Source organism: Streptomyces flaveolus, from assembly GCF_000716535.1.
GTDB classification, from domain to species: Bacteria; Actinomycetota; Actinomycetes; order Streptomycetales; family Streptomycetaceae; genus Streptomyces; species Streptomyces flaveolus_A.
In genome coordinates, this window is sequence record NZ_JNWV01000018.1 from 37,016 (window position 1) to 56,653 (window position 19,638).

General features: G+C 73.3%; 23 protein-coding genes and 1 tRNA gene. 13 read left to right on the plus strand and 11 right to left on the minus strand.

Going from position 1 to position 19,638, the window contains the following annotated elements; all coding sequences use genetic code 11:
• Positions 1 to 6 precede the first annotated feature (6 nt).
• From OO52_RS20145 to OO52_RS20195, 11 genes are all read left to right on the plus strand, one after another.
• Entirely contained in the window at positions 7 to 441 is a 435-nt protein-coding gene (locus OO52_RS20145; RefSeq protein WP_030646842.1) for a roadblock/LC7 domain-containing protein, read from the plus strand.
• Between the two features lie 2 nt (positions 442 to 443).
• Positions 444 to 815: a DUF742 domain-containing protein gene (locus OO52_RS20150; protein WP_030646844.1), complete on the plus strand. Its 372-nt coding sequence runs from the start codon at positions 444 to 446 to the stop codon at positions 813 to 815.
• On the plus strand, positions 793 to 1,392 hold the full coding sequence (locus OO52_RS20155; protein ID WP_030646846.1) for a GTP-binding protein: 600 nt from the start codon (positions 793 to 795) through the stop codon (positions 1,390 to 1,392). Before OO52_RS20150 ends, OO52_RS20155 begins: the two co-directional genes overlap by 23 nt.
• Before the next feature lie 61 nt (positions 1,393 to 1,453).
• Positions 1,454 to 2,029 carry a GAF domain-containing protein gene (locus OO52_RS20160; RefSeq protein WP_030646847.1) on the plus strand — a complete coding sequence of 192 codons (576 nt, stop codon included), beginning with the start codon at positions 1,454 to 1,456 and terminating at the stop codon, positions 2,027 to 2,029.
• A 198-nt stretch (positions 2,030 to 2,227) separates the two neighbouring features.
• Entirely contained in the window at positions 2,228 to 3,256 is a 1,029-nt protein-coding gene (gene tdh, locus OO52_RS20165; RefSeq protein WP_030646848.1) for an L-threonine 3-dehydrogenase, read from the plus strand.
• 44 nt (positions 3,257 to 3,300) lie between these two features.
• Positions 3,301 to 4,494, plus strand: coding sequence for a glycine C-acetyltransferase (locus OO52_RS20170; RefSeq protein WP_030646849.1), 1,194 nt, complete (start codon positions 3,301 to 3,303; stop codon positions 4,492 to 4,494).
• A 30-nt stretch (positions 4,495 to 4,524) separates the two neighbouring features.
• Entirely contained in the window at positions 4,525 to 5,427 is a 903-nt protein-coding gene (locus OO52_RS20175) for a LysR family transcriptional regulator (RefSeq protein ID WP_030646850.1), read from the plus strand.
• Between the two features lie 46 nt (positions 5,428 to 5,473).
• Positions 5,474 to 6,040, plus strand: a complete 567-nt coding sequence (locus tag OO52_RS20180) for a helix-turn-helix domain-containing protein (protein ID WP_030646852.1) — start codon at positions 5,474 to 5,476, stop codon at positions 6,038 to 6,040.
• A complete protein-coding gene (locus OO52_RS20185; RefSeq protein WP_234337849.1) occupies positions 6,037 to 6,582 on the plus strand; it encodes a GNAT family N-acetyltransferase in 546 nt (181 codons plus the stop codon). Before OO52_RS20180 ends, OO52_RS20185 begins: the two co-directional genes overlap by 4 nt.
• 74 nt (positions 6,583 to 6,656) lie before the next feature.
• On the plus strand, positions 6,657 to 7,016 hold the full coding sequence (locus OO52_RS20190; protein ID WP_030646856.1) for an MmcQ/YjbR family DNA-binding protein: 360 nt from the start codon (positions 6,657 to 6,659) through the stop codon (positions 7,014 to 7,016).
• 141 nt (positions 7,017 to 7,157) lie between these two features.
• Entirely contained in the window at positions 7,158 to 8,450 is a 1,293-nt protein-coding gene (locus OO52_RS20195; protein ID WP_030646858.1) for an MFS transporter, read from the plus strand.
• A 541-nt stretch (positions 8,451 to 8,991) separates the two neighbouring features.
• Here the strand turns inward: OO52_RS20195 and OO52_RS20200 are convergent.
• Both OO52_RS20200 and OO52_RS20205 read right to left on the minus strand, forming a co-directional pair.
• A complete protein-coding gene (locus OO52_RS20200; protein WP_030646860.1) occupies positions 8,992 to 9,915 on the minus strand; it encodes a transketolase family protein in 924 nt (307 codons plus the stop codon).
• A gap of 22 nt (positions 9,916 to 9,937) precedes the next feature.
• Positions 9,938 to 10,645, minus strand: coding sequence for a transketolase (locus OO52_RS20205; RefSeq protein ID WP_030646862.1), 708 nt, complete (start codon positions 10,643 to 10,645; stop codon positions 9,938 to 9,940).
• A gap of 125 nt (positions 10,646 to 10,770) precedes the next feature.
• Here OO52_RS20205 and OO52_RS20210 point away from each other — a divergent pair.
• A tRNA-Pro gene (locus tag OO52_RS20210) sits at positions 10,771 to 10,844 on the plus strand.
• 303 nt (positions 10,845 to 11,147) lie between these two features.
• Here OO52_RS20210 and OO52_RS20215 read toward each other — a convergent pair.
• Genes OO52_RS20215 through OO52_RS20230 form a run of 4 tightly spaced genes read right to left on the minus strand, consistent with a single transcriptional unit; the run spans position 11,148 to position 15,124 of the window.
• The gene (locus OO52_RS20215; RefSeq protein WP_030646864.1) at positions 11,148 to 11,675 is read right to left on the minus strand and encodes an NUDIX hydrolase family protein; all 528 of its coding nucleotides are present in this window, start codon (positions 11,673 to 11,675) and stop codon (positions 11,148 to 11,150) included.
• Between the two features lie 16 nt (positions 11,676 to 11,691).
• Complete coding sequence (locus OO52_RS20220; RefSeq protein ID WP_030646866.1) at positions 11,692 to 12,867, minus strand: amidohydrolase family protein; 1,176 nt, start codon at positions 12,865 to 12,867, stop codon at positions 11,692 to 11,694.
• Between the two features lies 1 nt (position 12,868).
• Positions 12,869 to 14,272, minus strand: a complete 1,404-nt coding sequence (locus tag OO52_RS20225; protein ID WP_030646868.1) for a glutamine synthetase family protein — start codon at positions 14,270 to 14,272, stop codon at positions 12,869 to 12,871.
• A gap of 39 nt (positions 14,273 to 14,311) precedes the next feature.
• Positions 14,312 to 15,124 (minus strand): SAM-dependent methyltransferase, encoded by an 813-nt coding sequence (locus OO52_RS20230; RefSeq protein ID WP_030646870.1) that lies wholly within the window; start codon positions 15,122 to 15,124, stop codon positions 14,312 to 14,314.
• A gap of 218 nt (positions 15,125 to 15,342) precedes the next feature.
• On the opposite strand from OO52_RS20230, the gene OO52_RS20235 reads away from it, so the two are divergent.
• Entirely contained in the window at positions 15,343 to 16,227 is an 885-nt protein-coding gene (locus OO52_RS20235) for a Cof-type HAD-IIB family hydrolase (protein ID WP_030646872.1), read from the plus strand.
• Here the strand turns inward: OO52_RS20235 and OO52_RS20240 are convergent.
• The 5 genes from OO52_RS20240 to OO52_RS20260 form a co-directional block, all read right to left on the minus strand.
• Complete coding sequence (locus tag OO52_RS20240; RefSeq protein WP_030646875.1) at positions 16,217 to 17,014, minus strand: SAM-dependent methyltransferase; 798 nt, start codon at positions 17,012 to 17,014, stop codon at positions 16,217 to 16,219. The two genes, OO52_RS20235 and OO52_RS20240, sit on opposite strands and share 11 nt — an antisense overlap.
• Before the next feature lie 66 nt (positions 17,015 to 17,080).
• Positions 17,081 to 17,728 (minus strand): endonuclease, encoded by a 648-nt coding sequence (locus OO52_RS20245; protein WP_030646877.1) that lies wholly within the window; start codon positions 17,726 to 17,728, stop codon positions 17,081 to 17,083.
• Positions 17,729 to 17,741: 13 nt separating this feature from the next.
• Positions 17,742 to 18,086, minus strand: a complete 345-nt coding sequence (locus OO52_RS20250; RefSeq protein WP_030646879.1) for a DUF3140 domain-containing protein — start codon at positions 18,084 to 18,086, stop codon at positions 17,742 to 17,744.
• 50 nt (positions 18,087 to 18,136) lie between these two features.
• Positions 18,137 to 18,628 carry a Dps family protein gene (locus tag OO52_RS20255; RefSeq protein WP_030646881.1) on the minus strand — a complete coding sequence of 164 codons (492 nt, stop codon included), beginning with the start codon at positions 18,626 to 18,628 and terminating at the stop codon, positions 18,137 to 18,139.
• A gap of 83 nt (positions 18,629 to 18,711) precedes the next feature.
• Complete coding sequence (locus tag OO52_RS20260; RefSeq protein ID WP_030646884.1) at positions 18,712 to 19,521, minus strand: alpha/beta hydrolase; 810 nt, start codon at positions 19,519 to 19,521, stop codon at positions 18,712 to 18,714.
• Between the last annotated feature and the right edge of the window lie 117 nt (positions 19,522 to 19,638).

Here is a 19,638-nt window from a genome sequence, read left to right on the forward strand (position 1 = left end):
TCCACCATGGCGAGCGATGCGCCGACCGCCCACGCATCCGACCTCGACTGGCTGCTGAGCGGCCTCGTGCAGCGCGTACCGCACACCACCAGCGCGGTGCTCCTGTCCAGCGACGGACTGGTGAAGTCCGTGCACGGCCTGGACGCCGACAGCGCCGACCACATGGCGGCCCTGGCCTCCGGGCTGTACTCCCTCGGCCGCAGCGCGGGGGTCCGGTTCGGCGACGGCGGGGACGTCCGCCAGGTCGTCGTCGAACTCGACGCGACCCTGCTGTTCGTCACCACCGCCGGCTCCGGCACCTGCCTCGCCGTGCTGGCGGGCCGCGAGGCCGACGCCGCGGTGCTCGGTTACGAGATGGCGATGCTGGTCAAGAGCGTCCGTCCCTACCTGGTCACCGCGCCCCGGCAGCACGCCGTCGGACCCACGGCGACGAGGCCCTGAGCGTGGCCGCAGCCGGCGACGGGCCCTGGCTGGACGACGCGGCCGGACGGCTCGTGCGGCCGTTCACGGTCAGCAACGGCCGCACCGAACCCAGCATCGCCCTCGACCTGATGTCGCAGGTGATGGCCACCGGCGTCACCCCGCTCGGCTACCTCGGCCCCGAACACGCGCAGGCGCTCGACCTGTGCCGCGCGCCCGTCTCGGTCGCCGAGGTCGCCGCCCAGCTGAAACTGCCCGCCGTGGTCACCAAGGTGCTGCTCTCGGACCTGGTCGACTGCGGCGCGCTGACCACCAAGCCGCCCGTCTACCACCACACTCCCACTGACCGGTCTCTGCTGGAGGCAGTGCTCGATGGACTACGACGACAGCTCTGACCCGTTCCCGACCGCGCTCAAGATCCTGGTGGCGGGCGGGTTCGGCGTCGGCAAGACCACCTTCGTGGGCGCGGTCAGCGAGATCGCCCCGCTCAGCACGGAGGAGCTGCTCACCACGGTCAGTGTCGGCACGGACAGTCTCGACGGCGTCGAGAACAAGATGGAGACCACCGTCGCCATGGACTTCGGCCGGATCACCCTCGATCCGCACCATGTGCTGTACCTGTTCGGCACGCCGGGGCAGGAGCGGTTCTGGTTCATGTGGGACGAGCTGTCCGAGGGCGCGCTCGGCGCGGTCATCCTCGCCGACACCCGGCGGCTGCAGGACTGCTTCGCCGCCGTGGACTTCTTCGAGGAACGCGGGCTCGCCTTCATCGTCGCCCTCAACGAGTTCGACGGCGCCCACCGCTACGACCCCGAGGAAGTGCGGGCCGCCATAGACCTCGACCCGGAGGTCCCGGTGGTCCGCTGCGACGCCCGTATCTCCAGCTCCGGCGTCCAGACACTGCTCGTCCTCGTCCGCCACCTCCTCGCCCACGCCCCGGCCACCGCGCCCAGCCACGGCGCCCACATGTGATCCCGCCCTACCGCCCACGGAGCCCCTATATGAGGTACGCCCACAGCGACGGAGCCAGGCCATGAGCTACGAGCCGCCCCGGCCGGTCCGGGGTCTGCTGCTCACCCCCGAGGACAAGGAGGCCCCCGCCCGTGTCCACCGGTTGCGCCGGCTCGGCCTGGCGGACCGGCCCGACCCCGCGCTCGACGCCTTCGCCGGCCACCTCGCGCAGCTCACCGGCGCGCTCTACGCCATGGTCAACTTCATCGGCGAGGACCACCAGTTCTTCGCGGGCCTGAGCGCCCCGGCCATCTCGCCGGTCGTGCGGGACGACGGCACCAGGGCCGGGATCGGCCGGGTGCTGCCACGCGACCACGGTTTCTGCCCCCATGTGGTGGTCCGCCGCAAGGCACTCGTCCTGGAGGACGTCAGCGACTACCCACGGTTCGCGTGCAATCCGGTCGTCGACGGGTACGGCATCCGCTCCTACCTCGGCGCCCCGCTCATCGACAGCTCCGGCATGGCGCTCGGCACTGTGTGCGCGGCCGACACGGCGCCCCGCGCCTGGGGCAGACCCGGCCTGGAAACCATCAAGGCGCTCGCCGCCGATCTCGTCGTACGCCTCGAACGGAGTACGGGGGACGGTCTGCCTCTCTGACGCGTAGGACACCGCTTCGGCGCGGTGTGACGGGCGTTTTCGAGAGGTGTGTAGGAAAGCTGAGGCGCCGGTTAAGAAAAGCTCGATGGACCCCGGCCCCCACGTAGGGCAGATTGCAGGGTGATTCCACCCCTCTGACCCGGTGCGGGCTCCTTCGGCGTGCCCGCGGGCCGGGCCTCACCCACAGGAGCCGTAGCGTTGAAGGCGCTGGTCAAGGAGAAGGCGGAGCCGGGACTCTGGCTGACGGACGTCCCGGAGCCCGCCATCGGCCCCGGTGACGTCCTGATCAAGGTCATGCGGACCGGTATCTGCGGCACCGATCTGCACATCCGGTCCTGGGACGGCTGGGCCCAGCAGGCGATCCGCACCCCGCTCGTGCTCGGCCACGAGTTCGTCGGGCAGGTCGTCGAGACCGGGCGGGACGTGACCGACATCCGCATCGGCGACCGGGTGAGCGGAGAGGGCCACCTGGTGTGCGGCAAGTGCCGCAACTGCCTGGCCGGCCGCCGTCACCTGTGCCGCGCCACCGTCGGCCTCGGCGTCGGCCGCGACGGCGCGTTCGCCGAGTACGTCGCCCTGCCCGCGTCCAACGTCTGGGTGCACCGCATCCCGGTCGACCTCGACGTCGCCGCGATCTTCGACCCGTTCGGCAACGCCGTGCACACCGCGCTCTCCTTCCCGCTGGTCGGCGAGGACGTGCTGATCACGGGCGCGGGCCCGATCGGCCTGATGGCCGCCGCCGTGGCACGGCACGCGGGCGCCCGCAACGTCGTCGTCACCGACGTCAGCGAGGAGCGCCTGGAGATCGCCCGCAAGATAGGGGTGAGCCTCGCCCTGAACGTCGCCGAGTCCACCATCGCCGACGGACAGCGCGAGCTCGGACTGCGCGAGGGCTTCGACATCGGCCTGGAGATGTCCGGCCGGCCCGAGGCCATGCGCGACATGATCGCGAACATGACGCACGGCGGCCGGATCGCCATGCTCGGCCTGCCCGCCCAGGAGTTCCCGGTGGACTGGGCCCGGATCGTCACCTCGATGATCACCATCAAGGGCATCTACGGCCGCGAGATGTTCGAGACCTGGTACGCGATGTCGGTGCTCCTGGAGGGCGGCCTGGACCTCGCCCCCGTGATCACCGGCCGGTACGACTACCGCGACTTCGAGGCGGCCTTCGCCGACGCCGCGAGCGGCAAGGGCGGCAAGGTCATCCTGGACTGGACCGCGTAACCCCCTTCACCCGCAAGCACTTTCAGGTATTCAGGAGCACCCTCATGTTCGACACCGTCCGCGACGACCTGCGCGCCACCCTCGACGAGATCCGCGCCGCCGGCCTGCACAAGCCCGAGCGGGTCATCGGCACCCCGCAGTCCGCGACCGTGAACGTCACCGCCGGCGGCCGCCCCGGCGAGGTCCTCAACTTCTGCGCCAACAACTACCTCGGCCTCGCCGACCACCCCGACGTGATCGCCGCCGCCCACGCCGCCCTGGACCGCTGGGGCTACGGCATGGCCTCCGTCCGCTTCATCTGCGGCACCCAGGAGGTCCACAAGGAGCTGGAGGCCCGGCTGTCGGCGTTCCTCGGCCAGGAGGACACGATCCTGTACTCCTCCTGCTTCGACGCCAACGGCGGTGTCTTCGAGACCCTGCTCGGCGAGGAGGACGCGGTGATCTCCGACGCCCTCAACCACGCCTCCATCATCGACGGCATCCGCCTGTCCAAGGCCCGCCGCTTCCGCTACGCCAACCGCGACCTCGCGGACCTGGAGGCCAAGCTCAAGGAGGCGTCCGACGCCCGGCGCCGCCTCATCGTCACCGACGGCGTGTTCTCCATGGACGGCTACGTCGCCCCCCTCGCCGAGATCTGCGACCTCGCCGACCGCTACGACGCGATGGTCATGGTCGACGACTCGCACGCCGTCGGCTTCGTCGGCCCGACCGGCCGCGGCACCCCCGAGCTGCACGGCGTCATGGACCGCGTCGACATCGTCACCGGCACCCTCGGCAAGGCCCTCGGCGGCGCCTCCGGCGGCTACGTCGCCGCCCGCGCCGAGATCGTCGCCCTGCTGCGCCAGCGCTCCCGCCCCTACCTGTTCTCCAACACGCTCGCCCCGGTGATCGCCGCCGCCTCCCTGAAGGTCCTCGACCTGCTGGAGTCCGCCGACGACCTGCGGCTGCGACTCGCCGAGAACACCAAGCTGTTCCGCAGCCGGATGACCGAGGCGGGCTTCGACGTCCTCCCCGGCGACCACGCCATCGCCCCCGTCATGATCGGTGACGCGGCGCAGGCGGCCCGCATGGCCGAACTGCTGCTGGAGCGCGGGGTCTACGTGATCGGCTTCTCCTACCCGGTCGTCCCGCAGGGCCAGGCCCGCATCCGCGTCCAGCTGTCCGCCGCGCACTCCACGGACGACGTCAACCGCGCGGTCGACGCGTTCGTCGCGGCGCGTGCCGAGCTGGCGGCCTGACCAGGGCGGACGCCCTGGGATAATGGGGGCATGATCGAGGCACGGCGGCTCCACATCCTCCGTGCGGTGGCCGACCACCGCACGGTCACCGCGGCGGCCGCCGCGCTCTACCTCACCCCCTCCGCCGTCTCCCAGCAGCTCACCGCCCTGGAGCAGGAGACCGGCCACCGACTGGTCGAGCGCGGCGCCAAGGGCGTACGGCTCACCCCGGCGGGCGAGATCCTGCTCAGCCACACCAACGCGGTCCTCGCCCAACTGGAGCGGGCCGAGGCCGAGCTGGCCGCCTACGGCTCGGGCGAGGCGGGCACCGTCACCGTGGCGGCCTTCGCGACCGGCATCGCCCAGGTCGTGGCCCCGGCCGTGGCCCGCCTCGCCCACCACGCGCCCGGCATAAGGATCCGTGTGCAGGACGCGGAGGGCGACGCCAGCCTGCCCATGGTCCTGGACCGGCAGGTCGACGTCGCGGTCGCCGTCGAGTACCGGGGCGCGCCGCCCGCCGACGACCCCCGCCTGACCCACGTCCCGCTCTACGCCGAGCCGTTCGACGCCGTCGTACCCCTCGGGCACCGCCTGGCGGACGCCCTCGAGGTCCCCCTCGCCGAACTGGCCAAGGACCCCTGGATCGGGCCGTACCCCGGCAACCCCTGCCACGACGTGGTCGTCCTCGCCTGCGAGAGCGCCGGCTTCCAGCCCCGCCTGGAACACTCCTCCGACGACTTCCGGGCCGTCGTCGCCCTCGCCTCGGCCGACGCGGGGGTGGCGCTCGTCCCGCGCTCCGCGCTGCGCGGCATGGACCTCACCGGCGTGGTCGTCCGCCCCGTCGACGGCGTCGCCCCGACCCGCCGGGTCTTCGCCGCGGTCCGCCGGGGCGCCGAGGAGCACCCGCTGATCCGCCCGGTGCTGGAGGCACTCGGCGAGGCGGCGCAGGCGTGAGGATTCCGTAACACCGCCGTCCCATATCCGGGATAGCGTCCCGGACATGAGAAACGAGGACGCGGTCGATCTCCTCATCGGCGCCCGGCTCGCCGAACTGCGCGCCCAGCACGGCTGGTCCCTCGGTGAACTGGCGGAGCGCAGCGGAGTCAGCCGGTCCACCCTGTCCCGCGCCGAACGCGCGGAGACCAGCCCCACCGCCGCCCTCCTGAACCGGCTCTGCCACGTGTACGGCCGCACCATGTCCCAGCTCCTCAGAGAGGTGGAGGCGGCACCGGCGCCCCTGGTCCGCGCCGCCGACCAGCAGGTGTGGGAGGACCGCGCCTCGGGTTTCGCCCGCCGGTCCGTGTCCCCGCCGCACACCGGACTGCGCGGCGAGCTGGTCGAGGGCCGGCTCACCCCGGGCGCGGACATCGCCTACGACCGCCCGCCCGTGCCGGGCCTGGAACAGCATCTGTGGCTGCTTAAGGGAGCCCTGGAGGTCACCGTCGGGGACCAGGCCCACCGGCTCGACGCGGGGGACTGCCTGCGGATGCGGGTGACCGGCGCGACCCGCTTCCGCTGTGCCGGGGCGGGGGAGGCGCGGTACGTGCTGGCGGTGGTGCGGCCATGAGGCCTCGCGAGGACGCGGCGACGAGGGTGGAGCGCTGGGACGGCGCCCAAGTGTGCGACCGTGCCGACGACTTGGCTGCGCTGCTGACCGACACCGTGGCCTCGGGCGCCTCCGTCGGTTTCCTCGCTCCGCTCGGCCACGCGGCGGCGGTCGCCTGGTGGCGGCAGCGGGCGGAGGCCGCGGCGGCGGGCCTGCTCGCCGTCTGGGCGGCCCTGGACCGGGCGGACCGTGTGACCGGCACGGTCGGCCTGGCCTACCCCGACAAACCGAACAGCCGGCACCGCGCCGAGCTGGTCAAGCTGATGGTGCACCGCTCCGCGCGCGGACAGGGTCTCGGCCGCAGGCTCCTCACCACCGCCGAACAGGCGGCCGTGGCCGACGGCCGCACCCTGCTCCATCTCGACACCGAGACGGGCAGCCCCGCCGAGCACCTGTACCGCTCGGCCGGCTGGACCAGGGCCGGGACCATCCCCGACTACGCGGCGAGCCCGGCGGGCCTGTTGCGGCCGACGACGCTGTACTACAAGCGGCTCGCGGGGTGACGGCTCGGAGGATGACGGCCGGCGGGTGACGGTCCGGAGGGTGACTGTCAGTGGCAGGAGCTACCGTGCGTGGCATGCCGGATGCACACGACGTACGCCGAATCGCCTTGTCCCTGCCGGACACCACGGAGAAGATCGCCTGGAGCATGCCCACGTTCCGGGTCGCCGGGAAGATGTTCGCGACCCTCCCCGAGGACGAGACGTCCATCGCCGTGCGCTGCCCCAAGGAGGAGCGCGACGAACTGGTGCTGGCCGAGCCGGAGAAGTTCTGGATCGCCGACCACGAGGCACAGTTCGCCTGGGTGAGAGCGAGACTCGCCGCCCTGGAGGACGAGGACGAGCTGCGGGACATCCTGGCCGACTCCTGGCGCCAGGCCGCCCCGACGCGACTCCTCGACGTCCATCCGGAGCTGGGGCGTCCGGCCGGGGACTGAAAAGCCCGGCGGGCGCGGCCGGGGGGTGGCATGATCCCGCCTCGGTGGGCGGCGAGCGGCCACAGCACGGGCGGGAAGCGGTACGGACGGGGAACGGCACGGGCGGGGGGAACGGCCGGGTCGGGGAGGGGAACACTCGGGATGACCGGTACGGACGCGCGGCGGGATGTCGCCGCCCAGGGTGTGCGGAAGGCGGCGGCCGACGCCCCGGCGGTCTGGTCGCGGGACTTCGCGCTCTTCTTCGTGGCCCGGGCCGTCGCCCGCCTCGGCGACACCATGCTGCCCGTCGCCCTCGCCGCGGGCCTGCTGGAACACGGGTACGGCGCGGGCGCGGTCGGCCTCGCCATGGCCTCCACGGCCGCCGCGTTCGCCGGGCTGGTCGTCTTCGGCGGGGTCATCGCCGACCGGTTCAGCACCCGCAGGCTGATGATCGGCGCCGACCTCGTCCGGCTCGGCACCCAGTCCGTCGCCGCCGGCCTGTTCTTCACCGGGCACGTGGTGCTGTGGCAGATCTGCGCCATCGGCGTCGTCAACGGCGTGGCCGGCGCGGTCTTCCAGCCCGGCGTGGCCAGCACCGTGCCCCGCCTCGCCACCGACATCCAGGGCGCCAACGGCGCCATCCGCATCGCCGAGTCCGCCGCCCAGCTCGCCGGTCCGGCCGTGGCCGGCGTCCTGGTGGGCCTCGCCTCGCCCGGCGGGGTCTTCGCCGCGCACGCCGCCACCTACGCGCTCAGCGCGCTGTGCCTGCTGCTCCTCCGGCTGCGCCCGCTCCCCGTCGCCGCCCGCGCCGCCACCGGCTCCGCCCTGCGCGCCTTCCGCGCCGATCTCGTCGACGGCTGGCGGGAGTTCCGCTCCCGCGCCTGGCTGTGGGGCGTGATCGCCGTCTGGTGCCTCTACATGATCGCCGTATGGGGCCCGACCGTGCCCCTGGTGGCCACCGAGGTGGTCCGGCACCACGGCGCGGGCGCCTACGGCCTGGTCAACTCGGCCCTCGGCGCGGGCACGGTGGTCGGCGGCCTGCTCGCCCTGCGGCTGCGCCCCCGCCGCATGCTCCGCGCGGGCGCCCTCTCCCTCTTCGCCTTCTTCGGCTTCCCGGCGACCGTCGGAGCGGGCCTCGGCGTACCGGCGATGGCGGCCGGGGCCGCGGTCGCGGGCGCCGGGATGTCGTTCTGGGGCGTGATGTGGGCGACCACCGTGCAGACCCAGGTCCCGGCCGACGTCCTCAACCGCATCCACGCCTACGACGTGGCCGGCTCCCTGGCCATGATGCCGGTCGGCCAGGCCCTCGCGGGCCCGGCGGCCGGATCCCTGGGCGCCGACCACGTCCTGCTGACCGCGGCGGTGGTGAGCCTCGCGGTGGCGGCCATCCTGCTGGCGATCCCCCCGATCCGCGACTTGACCCGAGCCGACGCGACGGCATCCACCGCGCCCTGACCTGGGCGGCGTCGACGGCACCGCATCCGCAACATCCCGGGGTGCGAGGGCCGAGCGTGATCCGGGGGGCCGGTGCCACCGTGCCGGGCCGTGCCTTGTGCGCGCGGGCGGGGGGTGACCTGATCCGGACGAGGGGACCGGCTCCGCGAGACGAGGGCCGAGTGTCGGGCGTGATGGCGCGCAAGGGCCGGGCGTGATCCGGGGAGCCGGTGCCGCTGTGCCGGGCCATGTCTTGTGCGCGCGGGCGGGGGGTGACCTGATCCGGACGAGGGGACCGGTTCCGGCAGACCCTGGTTACGAGGGTCGGGTGTGATCCCGGGCGACGGGACCACCTCCGCGAGACGGGGGCCGAGGGCTGGGCGTGATTCGGCGGGAGCCGGTGCCACCGTGCCGGGCCGTGCCTTGTGCGCGTGGGCGGGGGGACCTGATCCGGGGTGACGGGGCCGGCTCCGCCGGACCCTGGGCGGGGGAGCGTCGCCCATGACCTGGTTCGTGCGTGCCGGCATGACCCACTCCGCCGCCCCACCCGGAGGGCAGGCGCTCAGCCGCGTCCCGCCGTCACCCGCCCCGCATCCATGAAGTGGCCGATCCGCTCCCGCAAGGTCGCCGCGTCCAGACCATGGGCGGCCACATGTTCCTCGATCGTGCCGTAGCGGCGAAGTTCGCGGCGGGCGACGCCGAGGCCGAGGACCCGGTGCGGGACATCGGCCAGTGCCTCGGTCGCCGCGGCCGTCGACGTCCCGGCCAGGTACGGCTCGACCAGCACGACGTCCGTGCCCGCCGCCTCCGTCGCCCGGCGCAGCCCGGCCGCGTCGAACGGTCGTACGGTCGTCGCGTACAGCACGGTCACGTCCAGGCCCTCCGTCGCCGTGAGGACCGCGTCCAGCATCGGGCCCACGGCGAGCACCACACCCGAGCGGCCCTTGCGGACCGTGACGAAGTGCCGGCCGTCGATCACCCGGCCCTGCCGGTTGGACTGCACGGACAGCCGCACGTACACCCGGTCGTCGCCCGCCGCGGCCGCGTGGTGCAGCAGCGTCTCGGCCTCGTCCGGGTGCCCGGGCACATGTACGGTCCAGCCGTCCAGCGTGTCGAGGAGGGCCACGTCGCCGGGGGCCATGTGGGTGAAGCCGCCGGCCGGCCAGTCGAAGGAGGCGGCGGCACTCACCAGCACCGCGCCCGTGTCCTGATGCCCCAGATCCAGCTTGACCTGCTCGAACGGCCGCTCCACGAGGAAGCTGGCGAAGGTGTGCACGATCGGCCGAAGCCCGGTGAGCGCCAGCCCCGCCGCCGTGCCGACCAGCAACTGTTCACGGATGCCGACGTTGATCACCCGGTCGGGGTGCCGGCGTTCGGCCTCGCGGAACCCGTCCCGGCCGATCTCGGCGAGGACGACCGCGACCCGGGGGTCCTCGTCCAGCAGCCGGGAGACGACGGGGGCGAAACGGTCACGCATGGTGTCCATCGAAAAGACCCTTTCCGGGAAGTCAGGCGTTCTTCGGCCCGACGCGGGCCACGACGACATGCGGCCGGCCGGGATGCGGAGCGGTGAACGCGGCGTACAGCGCCTCGTGGTCGCGCCCGTCGACGGTCACCGCGGACCAGCCCGCGGCCTTGAACCGGGCGGCGATACCGCCGGGCAGCGCGTGGCTGGCGGAGGAGTTGTCGATCACGACGGTGTGCAGCCGGTCCAGCCCGGCGGGGCCCGCGAAGGCGATCGCCTCGTGGTTGCTGCCCTCGTCCAGCTCGGCGTCCCCGATCAGCACCCAGACCGCCGGCTCGGGCCGGCCCTGTGCCCGCAGGCCCAGCGCGGTGCCCACGGCGATCGGCAGCCCGTGCCCGAGCGATCCGCTGCCGATCTCGGCCCCCGGCACCAGCACCCGGTCCGGGTGGTGTCCGAGCGGGGAGTCGTAGGAGCCGAAGCCGGGCAGCCACTCGACGGGCAGGAACCCCTTCGCGGCCAGCACGGCGTAGTACGCCATGGGCCCGTGTCCCTTGCTCAGCAGGAAGCGGTCCCGGGCCGGGTCGTCCCGCCGCTCCGGAGTGACCCGGAGCACCCGGTCGTAGAGCACCCACAGCGCGTCGAGTGTCGAGGTGGCGGCCGGTCCGTGCTTCTCGTCGCCGGTCATCAGCCCCATGAGCCGGGGCAGGTCGTCGTAGCCGTACGTACGGCTCTGGTCCGTTGCGAGCGTCATGCCGACGATCGTGCAACCTCAACCAAAGTCGAGGTCAACAGGAAAAGGGGCGCGCGACCACCGACCCGAGTGCGGTATTGTTTCCCTGCGCGTTCGGCCGGGGGAAACCCCAGGTCAGACGGCACCGGGACGTGGCGCAGCTTGGTAGCGCACTTGACTGGGGGTCAAGGGGTCGCAGGTTCAAATCCTGTCGTCCCGACTTGTGAGAGTCGCCGGTGAGGGCCGGTTCCGGAGACATCCGGAACCGGCCCTCGATCGTGTCGAACGGTCCGCCTTTCGACCTTGCCGGCATGCGCGGCGACGCGGCGTTCCGGGTGGCGGTCACCGCCTCGGCGGCCACCTGGTCCGCGCTCCGCCCCTCGAACGGTCCCGGGAAATCCGCTGCATTTCCTGGGGCGGCCGCACTCTCACCTCGTGACGGCCGCCGTGGAAGTCCGCTTTCCCGGGAATTATGGAGTAGCCGCTTCCTCTTCCCGTGCGGCGGGGCGTTGCTGACGGCCGGTCACAAGGCCAGCCCCACGTGCGCCAGCGCCTGCTTCAGCAGGACCCCGTGTCCGCCCGGCATCTCGTTCTGCACCGCCGGGGAGGCGGCCTCCTGGGGGCTGAACCAGACGAGGTCCAGCGCGTCCTGGCGGGGCCGGCAGTCGCCGGTCACCGGCACGACGTAGGCCAGGGACACCGCGTGCTGACGCGGGTCGTGATACGGCGTGATGCCCGCCGTCGGGAAGTACTCCGCGACCGTGAACGGCTGGAGCGAGGCCGGGACGCGCGGCAGGGCGACCGGACCGAGGTCCTTCTCCAAGTGGCGCAGCAGCGCGTCGCGGACCCGCTCGTGGTGCAGCACCCGGCCGGAGACCAGGGTCCGGCTGACCGTGCCGTCGGGGCCGATGCGCAGCAGCAGTCCGATGCTGGTGACTTCACCGCTGTCGTCCACGCGCACGGGCACGGCTTCGACGTACAGGATCGGCATCCGGGCCCTGGCCATCTCCAGCTCGTCCGTGGTCAGCCAGCCGGGCGTGGTTTCGGTCATGTCAGACATTGCTTGATCATACTTTCCGGGTGGGGCGCCCGCTGGAATCGCGGGCCGGTTCGGATACGGACGGTCCGTACAGTCGGCGGGCGTTGTCGCGGCCCGTCCAGGATGCGATCCGCAGGGCGTCGGCAAGGCTCAACTCGTCGGCGTCCACGCGTTCTTGCAGCAGATCGGCGAGACCCTGCCGGAAGCACAGGGCACCCAGGTGGTGGAACTCGGCCACACCATAGGCGTCGGAGCTGTACAGCAGTTTGCGGAACGGAGTGATCTCCAGCGCCTCCTCCAGTACCGCCCGGCAGCGGGCCGGGCCGGTGTAGTGCAGGGCGAGTCCGACGTCCAGGTACACCTGCTCGAACACCGCGGCCAGATAGGCGGCCTGGCGGTGGTACGGCCAGCAGTGCAGCAGCAGCACCGGGATCGTGCCGGCGGTCCGGTGCAGCCAGTCGGTGAGCAGGGCGGGGTCCGCGCGGTGCAGCCGTACGTCCGCGTCGCCGAAGCCGGTGTGCAGTTGCAGCGGCAGTCCCAGTTCGACGGCGGTCCACAGCACGTGCCGGACCAGGACCGGGTCCGTGAGGCGTCCGCCCCGTGCCAGCCAGTGCCGGGCGGCCTCCGTCACCTCGGCCTCCGCCGGGCGCTCCGGGTCCAGGGCGAACCCCGTGCGGTAGGCCGCGACCGACTTCACCGCCACCACGTCCGGCCGCCGTACGGCCTCCTCGGCGGCGGCGCGGAACACGGCCGCGTACTCGCCCGCATCCACGCCCCGTGCCGCCACCGACTCGGCGACCTGCTCCAGCCGTACGACCTCGCGGGCGGCCGAGCCGGACGCCGCCGCCAGCTCGGCGGGGGTGGTGACCGGGTGCGGGGCGTAGCCGGTGTCCACGCAGAACACCCCGGCTCCGGCCGCCGTCAGGAAGCGGCGGTTGACCTCCCGCCAGCCGAGCTGCGCGCGCCGGGCCACGTAGTCGGCGGGCGGCGCGTGCCGGGGGAGGTCCAGCAGGGGAGCGCAGTGGCGGCGTACGGCCAGGCCGACGGGGCTGTCGAAGGGCGAGACGCCCGGCCAGGCCGCGCCCTCGGTGATCAGGGACGCGAACTCCGTGCCGCTCAGGTCGGCCGTGACCGCGCCGTGGCAGTGGTGGTCGACGAGCGGCAGCGCGGCGAGGGCCTCGTGGACCGGTCCGGAGGCGGCCATCTCAGTACGCCCAGCGGTAGGCCGCCGCCACCTGGTCGGGGCCGAGCCCCTCGACGGCCGCCGCCTCGCCGAGCCGTACGGCGATCACCGCGTCCGCGAGGACCGGGCCGAGCGCGGCCCGCGGCACCGGGTCCGCGCGGAACTCCTCGACCGCCTCCGGCAGCGACCGCGGCAGCCGCCGTACGCCCAGGGCCGCCGCCTCGTCGGCGCCGAAGCGGGCCGGATCGCCGGTGATCTCGTCGGGCAGGGCGCGGGACGCCGTGACGCCGTCGAGTCCCGCGGCGATCACGCAGCCGAGGGCCAGATACGGATTGGCGGCCAGGTCGACCGGTTTGACCTCCATGTTGGCGTCCTGGTCGTGGCGGCCCGCCGTGCCCGTGATCATCCGCAGGGCGGCCTCCCGGGTCTCGCGGCCCCAGGCGGTGAAGACCCCGGCCCACTGGGAGGGCTTCAGCCGGAGATAGCTGGCCGGGCTGGGGGCGGTGACCGCCGTCAGGGCCGGGAGGTGGGCGAGGACCCCGGCCGCGAAGGACTCCGCCTCGGCCGTCATGCCGTACCGGCGCTCGCCGCCGGCGTGCAGGTTCACGCCGTCGCGCCAGCAGGACAGGTGCAGATGGCCGCCGTTGCCGACGCCCTCGGCGGACACCGCGGGCGCGAACGAGACCCGCAGGCCGTGCCGCTGGGCCACCGCCCGGATCGTCTGGCGGACCAGCACACTGAGGTCGGCCGCCGTCACCGGATCCCGGGCGCCCACCGAGATCTCGAACTGTCCGGGCGCGTACTCGGGGTGCAGCTGGTCGACGTCCACGCCCTGCGCGGCGCACGCGGCCAGCAGATCGGCGGTGTAGTCGCTCAGGCCGACCTGCCGGATCGCGCCGTACGCCGGGCCGGAGACGGCCGGTACGAACTCCCCGGCGGGCGCCGAGCCCAGCCCGACGGACCACTCGATCTCGATCGCCGCCTTGAAGGCGAGGCCGTGCCGTTCGGCGGCGTCCGTGACGGTCCGGCGCAGGAACGTCCGGGCACAGCCGGGGTGCCGGGCGCCCTCCTGGGTGATCCGGTCCACCGGCGCCCACGCCCAGCCGGGCTGGCCGGCGAGCGGCACCAGCCGGTCCAGGTCCGGGTAGAGCCTGAGGTCGCCGTCGGGGGAGCCGAGCGCGTCGGTGGTGACGATCGAGTCGTCGGCGAGAAAGGTGTCGAACACCGGGGACATGCCGACGCCCCAGGACACGGCCGCCTCCAGCCGCGCCGTGGGGATCGTCTTCACCCGGCCGACGCCCGCGGTGTCCACGTACGCCAGCACGACGCCGTGCACGCCCCGCGCGGTCAGGTCGGCGGTGAGACCGGCGACCCGGCGCAGGTCTCCGGGACGGCCGCCGGGCACGGGGTCGGCAAAAGTCGTCATACGTCCTCCTCGGCGGGCCCGGCCCGCGCGCGGCCGGGGTCAGGGTTTCACGGCCACCGCGCCGAACTGCGGCACCGGGGCGGCGGAGGCCGACTCGGCGCGCCACTGCGAGCACGGCACCAGGCCCGGCTCCACCAGGTCCAGGCCCTCCAGGAACCCGGCGATCTCGGCGCGGCCACGCGCGGTGATCGGCGGGGTGGCGTGGGCGTTCCAGAACTCCATGGCGGCCACGTTGCCCTCGCCGCCCACGTCGGGGTCGTACGTCGGATGGGTGAGGACCAGGTGGCTGCCCGCGGGCAGCGCCGCCAGCAGCCGGCGCACGATGTCCCGGGCCTCGGCGGTGTCCAGCACGAAGTTGAGGATGCCCAGCATCAGCACCGCGACCGGCCGGGTCAGGTCCAGGGTCTCGGCGGCCCGCTCCAGGATGCGGTCCGGGTCGTGCGCGTCGGCGTCGACGTAGTCCGTGACGCCCTCGGGGGAGCTGGTGAGCAGCGAGCGGGCGTGCACGAGCACGATCGGGTCGTTGTCGACGTACACGATCCGGGACTCGGGGGCGATCCGCTGCGCGATCTCGTGCGTGTTGTCGGCGGTCGGCAGGCCGGTGCCGATGTCGAGGAACTGCCGGATGCCCCGCTCGGCGGCCAGGAAGCGCACCGCCCGCCCCAGGAACTCCCGGTCCGCGCGCGCCACCGCCCGGATCACCGGGAACATCCCGGCGATCTGTTCGCCCACCCGCTGGTCGACCTCGTAGTGGTCCTTGCCGCCGATCCAGTAGTTCCAGACCCGGGCGTTGTGCGCCACGGTGGTGTCCAGCCGTGCCGATCCGGCCCCCGGGGAGTCGACCTCGCTCACCTGTCCGCCCTTCTCACGTGCGGTTCTCCGCCGTCATTGTGCCCCCCGGTGATCGCGCTGTCCCGGGAAACGGGCACGGTGGGCGGTTCCGGGCAGGCTTGCGGGCCGCCCCGGGAGGTCCCGGGCAGCCGTGCGCCCCGGCCCTCCGGGCGGTTCCGGGCCCGCGAGGCGCATGAGGAACACTGGACCGGTATCCCGCCCCCGACCGGAAGAAGGACATGCCCGCCACGCCCACGCCCCTCCTCGACGCCTCCGGACTGCCCGCCGGCCCCGCCGACATCCGGCTGATCGTCACCGACATGGACGGCACGCTGCTGGACGACGCCAAGCGGATCCCCGACGGGCTGTGGCCGATGCTCGCCGAACTGCGCCGCCGCGGAGTGCTGTTCAGTCCGGCGAGCGGACGCCAGTACGCCACCCTCTTCCGGCAGTTCGAGGCGGTCGCCGAGGGCATGGTGTTCATCGCGGAGAACGGTACGTACGTGGTCCGCGACGGCGTGGAGCTGAGTTCCGACCCGCTGGACCGGTCCGTCGCCGCCGGGGTCGCCCGGACGGTACGGCGGCTGGTCGCGGACGGCGCGGACGGCGCGGACGTCGGCGCGGTCGTCTGCGGCAAGCGGGCGGCGTACGTCGAGCGGACCGACGAGCCGTTCCTGGCGGAGGTGCGCAAGTACTACGTCGAGCACCGGATCGTCGAGGACGTCACCGCCGTGGACGACGAGGTGATCAAGGTGGCGCTGTTCGACTTCGGGTCCGCCGAGCACACCACCGCCCCGGCCCTCGCCGCGTTCGCCGCCACCCACCAGGTCGTCGTCTCCGGCGAGCACTGGGTGGACGTGATGAACCGCACCGCCGACAAGGGGGCCGCCCTGCGCGGCCTCCAGCGGGCGCTCGGCATCACACCCGCGCAGACCATGGTGTTCGGGGACTACCTGAACGACCTGGAGATGCTCGACGCCGCCGAGTGGTCCTTCGCCATGGAGGGTGCCCACCCCGAGGTGATCCGGCGGGCCCGCCACCTGGCCCCGTCCAACAACGACGACGGCGTACTGCGGACCGTCGCCCGCGTGCTGGACCTGCCGTACGACGGCGTCAGGGCTTGACCGCGACCCCGCCGTACAGCGAGACCGGCCCGTCGGGCGCACCCTCGGGCCGCCACTCGGCCACCGACACGATCCCGGGCTCCAGCAGCCGGAGTCCAGCGAAGAAGGTGCCCACTTCGGCGTGCGAACGCGCCACCAGGGTGACTCCGCCGGCCGCGTAGGCCGCGATGCCCCGCTGGACGTTCTCCGGTTCGAAGTCGGCCGTCATGGTCGACAGCACCAGACAACTGCCCGGCGCCAGCGCGCCGACCAGGTTGGACACCAGGTCGTGGGCGCCGTCCTCGTCGGCGATGAAGTGCAGCAGGGCGATGAGGGAGAGGGCCACCGGGCGGTCGAGGTCCAGGACGCGGGCGGCCTGTTCGAGGATCGCGCGCGGATCCCGGGCGTCCGCCTGCACGTACTCCGTCACGCCCTCCGGGGTGCCGCGCAGCAGCGCGTTCGCGTGAGCCAGCACGATGGGGTCGTAGTCGACGTACACCACGCGGGCGTCCGGGGCCACGGACTGGGCGATCTGGTGCAGGTTGGGCTCGGTCGGTATGCCGGTGCCGATGTCCAGGAACTGGCGGATCCCCAACTCCGTGGCCAGCACCCGCGTGCCGCGGCGCATGAACGCCCGGTTGGCGCGGGCGGCCTTCGGGGCGCCCCCGTCGATCTCCGAGATCCGCCGGCCCAGCTCCTCGTCGACCGGATAGTTGTCCTTGCCGCCGAGGAACCAGTCGTACACCCGGGCCGGATGCGGCCGGGTGGTGTCGATGACGTCCTGCGTCTCCGGCCCGGTCCCCGTCACGTGCTGCTCCTCGACCCGTTCGGTCCCGGTGGTCGCTCCGGGACGTGCGGGAGCAGTCTGACACGATCAAGCGGCCCGGCGCAGACAGTCTTCGGCCACCTGTCCGTCGAGCGCCGCCCGGACCAACGCGGCGGCCAGGACGGCCGGTTGGGTGTCCCCGGCCAGCTCGGTCAGCTTCTCCGGGTCCTTCGGCAGGCCGAGCCGCCCGGCCCCGGACAGCGCCTTGGCGTCCAGGTAGGGCGCGACGTCCGGCCACACCCGCTGCGCCTCGCGCAGGAAGATGTCGGCGCCGGCCGGGCCGATGCCCGGCTCCTCCTGGAGCAGCCGCTTCAACTCGCCGGTGTCTCCGTGCGCCTCCCGGTGCAGCCGGCGCAGGTCGCCTCCCCAGCGCTCGGTCAGCAGTTCGGCGCCGTCCCCGAGCTGAGTGGCGGTGCGCTCGTCGTACCGGCGGTAGCCGCCCCGGCCGAGCGCGTCCACCCGCTGCTGCCAGCCGGCCTCGGCCATCCGGCGGGGGCTGTCCAGGTGGTCCTCGTGCAGGGCCCGGGCGGCGGCCACCGCGACGGAGGCCCGGATCCGGGCGCTGAGCAGCAGGGACAGCACGAGCAGCCGGTACAGCGGCTGCGGGGTGTCCTTCAGGCGGATGCCCGCCTCCTCGGCGTACGTCCGCCCGTACTCGGACACCAGCTCGCGCACGACCCGTTCGTCCCGGTCCATGACGCGGTTCCGGCTAGGGCTTGAGCGGGTCGTGGCCCAGCGTCATCAGCCGGTGCCGGCGCCGGGTGTCCTCCGGCGTGCTCTCCGGCTCGGGTTCGTTCTCCATGTCGACCAGGTCATCGACCGTGTCGACGACCTTGTGCATGACCCGGACGTCGTCGTCGGTGAGGTCGGTACGGCGCTTCTGCAGGATGGCGAGGACGTGCTGCCCGGTGGGCGTGCCCGCCTCCTCCGGCAGCGGTTCCGTCTCCTCGTCGGCGTCCCGGACCTTCAGCCAGGCCGCGAGTTCCGCCGAGGTCATGTTCACCACGCGGTGGAAGTCCTCCCACAGCGCCTCGATCTCCAGGGCGTCGGCCACGGGTCTCCCCCTTCCGTGCGGGAGTGGGTGTACTGGCGGGAGTGGGCGTACTAGTCGGCGGCGCCGTCGCGCGGGTGGTTCTCCGCCTCGAACATCCAGCGCTGCTTCTCCAGGTCGGCGGTGACGGAGATCAGCAGGTCCTGGGTGACCGGGTCGGCCTTCTCGGTCGCCTCGATCCGCTCGCGCAGCCGGCCGATGGCCGCCTCCAACGCCGACACCATCAGCTCCACCGCCTCGGTGTCGCGCAGCCAGCCGTCCTTGGCGCCGGGCAGCGCGAAGGACGCGGCGATGGTCTCCGGCCGGCCGTCCGGCGGCACGCCCAGCGCGGCGGCACGCTCGGCCACCGTGTCCGAGTGGCTCCGGGCCGTGGCGACCACCTCGTCCAGTTGGAGGTGGATCGACCGGAACCGCGGGCCCACGACGTTCCAGTGCGCCTGCTTGCCGATCAGCGACAGCCCGAGCAGGTCGACGAGGGTCTCCTGCAGGGCGGTCCCGGTGACGCCGAGCGCCTCCTCGGGCAGCGTGCTCTTGACCACGGTCATGGTCCGTATATCCCCTTTCGGCAGCTTCCACGGTCATGTCCGACAGGGCGGGTGCCCGCTGCGTGGGGGAGCAAACCGGCTGATCAGCGGGGCAGTACCCGGTCCAGGAAGCCCAGCAGTTCCGCGAAGACGTCCTCCTGGCACGTCTCGTGGAACACCTCGTGCCGCGCCCCCGGGAAGATCCGCTCGGTCAGCCGGCCGCCGCTCAGGCGCTCCACGCCGGTCCGGCTCCCGGCCGGCGGCACCAGGCGGTCGTCGTCGCCGTGCAGCCACAGCAGCGGCAGCCCGCCGACGTCACCGCCCCGGGCGACGGTTTCCAGCGTCCGGGCGAACGCCTCCAGCGTCGGCCGCTTCATGGGCCCGTGCCAGACCAGGGGATCGGCCGCGTACGCGGAGCCCACGGCCGGGTCCCGGGAGAGCGCGGACGGGCTGATGGGGACGTCCGGGATCTCGTCCAGGGCCAGCAGCCGTCCCGGCAGGTCCCAGGCGCCGATCACCGGGCCGGACAGGACCAGGGCGGTCAGTTCCGCGCCGTACCGCTGGGCGTAGCGGGCCGCGATCAGCCCGCCCATGGAGTGGCCGACCAGGACCAGCGGCAGACCGGGTCGCGCGGCGCGGGCCGAGTCCGCCACCGCGTGCACGTCCGTGACCACGTCCTCGAAGTCCTCGATCACCACCCGCTCCCCGGCCGACCGCCCGTGGCCGGCGTGGTCCGGCGCGTACACGGCGGCGCCGTGCCCGGTGAGCCGGGCGGCCAGTTCCGCGTACCGGCCGGCGTGCTCGCCGTACCCGTGCACCAGGAGTGCCAGCCAGCGGGGGGCCGGGTGCGGCCACTCCCGTACGGCGAGGGCTCCGTGCGTGCCGTCGAGGACGTGCTCGCGGACGTGGGGCATCTCTCCTCCAGCAGCCTCGGGGAAGGTCATGGGGATCTTCCCAGTGGCGTGGTCGGGGGTCTATAGTCCAAAACTAGCAGTGCTAATTAATAGCTGCCGGACAGCGTGCACAGCCGT

Excerpts from the sequence above, each read along its gene's own strand:
- OO52_RS20255 (WP_030646881.1), bottom strand. The coding sequence starts at position 18,628 with ATGACCGTGGTCAAGAGCACGCTGCCCGAGGAGGCGCTCGGCGTCACC.
- OO52_RS20245 (WP_030646877.1), bottom strand. The coding sequence starts at position 17,728 with ATGGACCGGGACGAACGGGTCGTGCGCGAGCTGGTGTCCGAGTACGGG.
- OO52_RS20185 (WP_234337849.1), top strand. The coding sequence starts at position 6,037 with ATGAGGCCTCGCGAGGACGCGGCGACGAGGGTGGAGCGCTGGGACGGC.
- OO52_RS20180 (WP_030646852.1), top strand. The coding sequence starts at position 5,474 with ATGAGAAACGAGGACGCGGTCGATCTCCTCATCGGCGCCCGGCTCGCC.
- OO52_RS20235 (WP_030646872.1), top strand. The coding sequence starts at position 15,343 with ATGCCCGCCACGCCCACGCCCCTCCTCGACGCCTCCGGACTGCCCGCC.
- OO52_RS20220 (WP_030646866.1), bottom strand. The coding sequence starts at position 12,867 with ATGGCCGCCTCCGGACCGGTCCACGAGGCCCTCGCCGCGCTGCCGCTC.
- OO52_RS20190 (WP_030646856.1), top strand. The coding sequence starts at position 6,657 with ATGCCGGATGCACACGACGTACGCCGAATCGCCTTGTCCCTGCCGGAC.
- OO52_RS20200 (WP_030646860.1), bottom strand. The coding sequence starts at position 9,915 with ATGGACACCATGCGTGACCGTTTCGCCCCCGTCGTCTCCCGGCTGCTG.
- OO52_RS20205 (WP_030646862.1), bottom strand. The coding sequence starts at position 10,645 with ATGACGCTCGCAACGGACCAGAGCCGTACGTACGGCTACGACGACCTG.
- OO52_RS20145 (WP_030646842.1), top strand. The coding sequence starts at position 7 with ATGGCGAGCGATGCGCCGACCGCCCACGCATCCGACCTCGACTGGCTG.
- OO52_RS20260 (WP_030646884.1), bottom strand. The coding sequence starts at position 19,521 with ATGCCCCACGTCCGCGAGCACGTCCTCGACGGCACGCACGGAGCCCTC.
- OO52_RS20175 (WP_030646850.1), top strand. The coding sequence starts at position 4,525 with ATGATCGAGGCACGGCGGCTCCACATCCTCCGTGCGGTGGCCGACCAC.
- OO52_RS20155 (WP_030646846.1), top strand. The coding sequence starts at position 793 with ATGGACTACGACGACAGCTCTGACCCGTTCCCGACCGCGCTCAAGATC.
- OO52_RS20195 (WP_030646858.1), top strand. The coding sequence starts at position 7,158 with ATGACCGGTACGGACGCGCGGCGGGATGTCGCCGCCCAGGGTGTGCGG.
- OO52_RS20215 (WP_030646864.1), bottom strand. The coding sequence starts at position 11,675 with ATGACCGAAACCACGCCCGGCTGGCTGACCACGGACGAGCTGGAGATG.
- OO52_RS20170 (WP_030646849.1), top strand. The coding sequence starts at position 3,301 with ATGTTCGACACCGTCCGCGACGACCTGCGCGCCACCCTCGACGAGATC.
- OO52_RS20225 (WP_030646868.1), bottom strand. The coding sequence starts at position 14,272 with ATGACGACTTTTGCCGACCCCGTGCCCGGCGGCCGTCCCGGAGACCTG.
- OO52_RS20160 (WP_030646847.1), top strand. The coding sequence starts at position 1,454 with ATGAGCTACGAGCCGCCCCGGCCGGTCCGGGGTCTGCTGCTCACCCCC.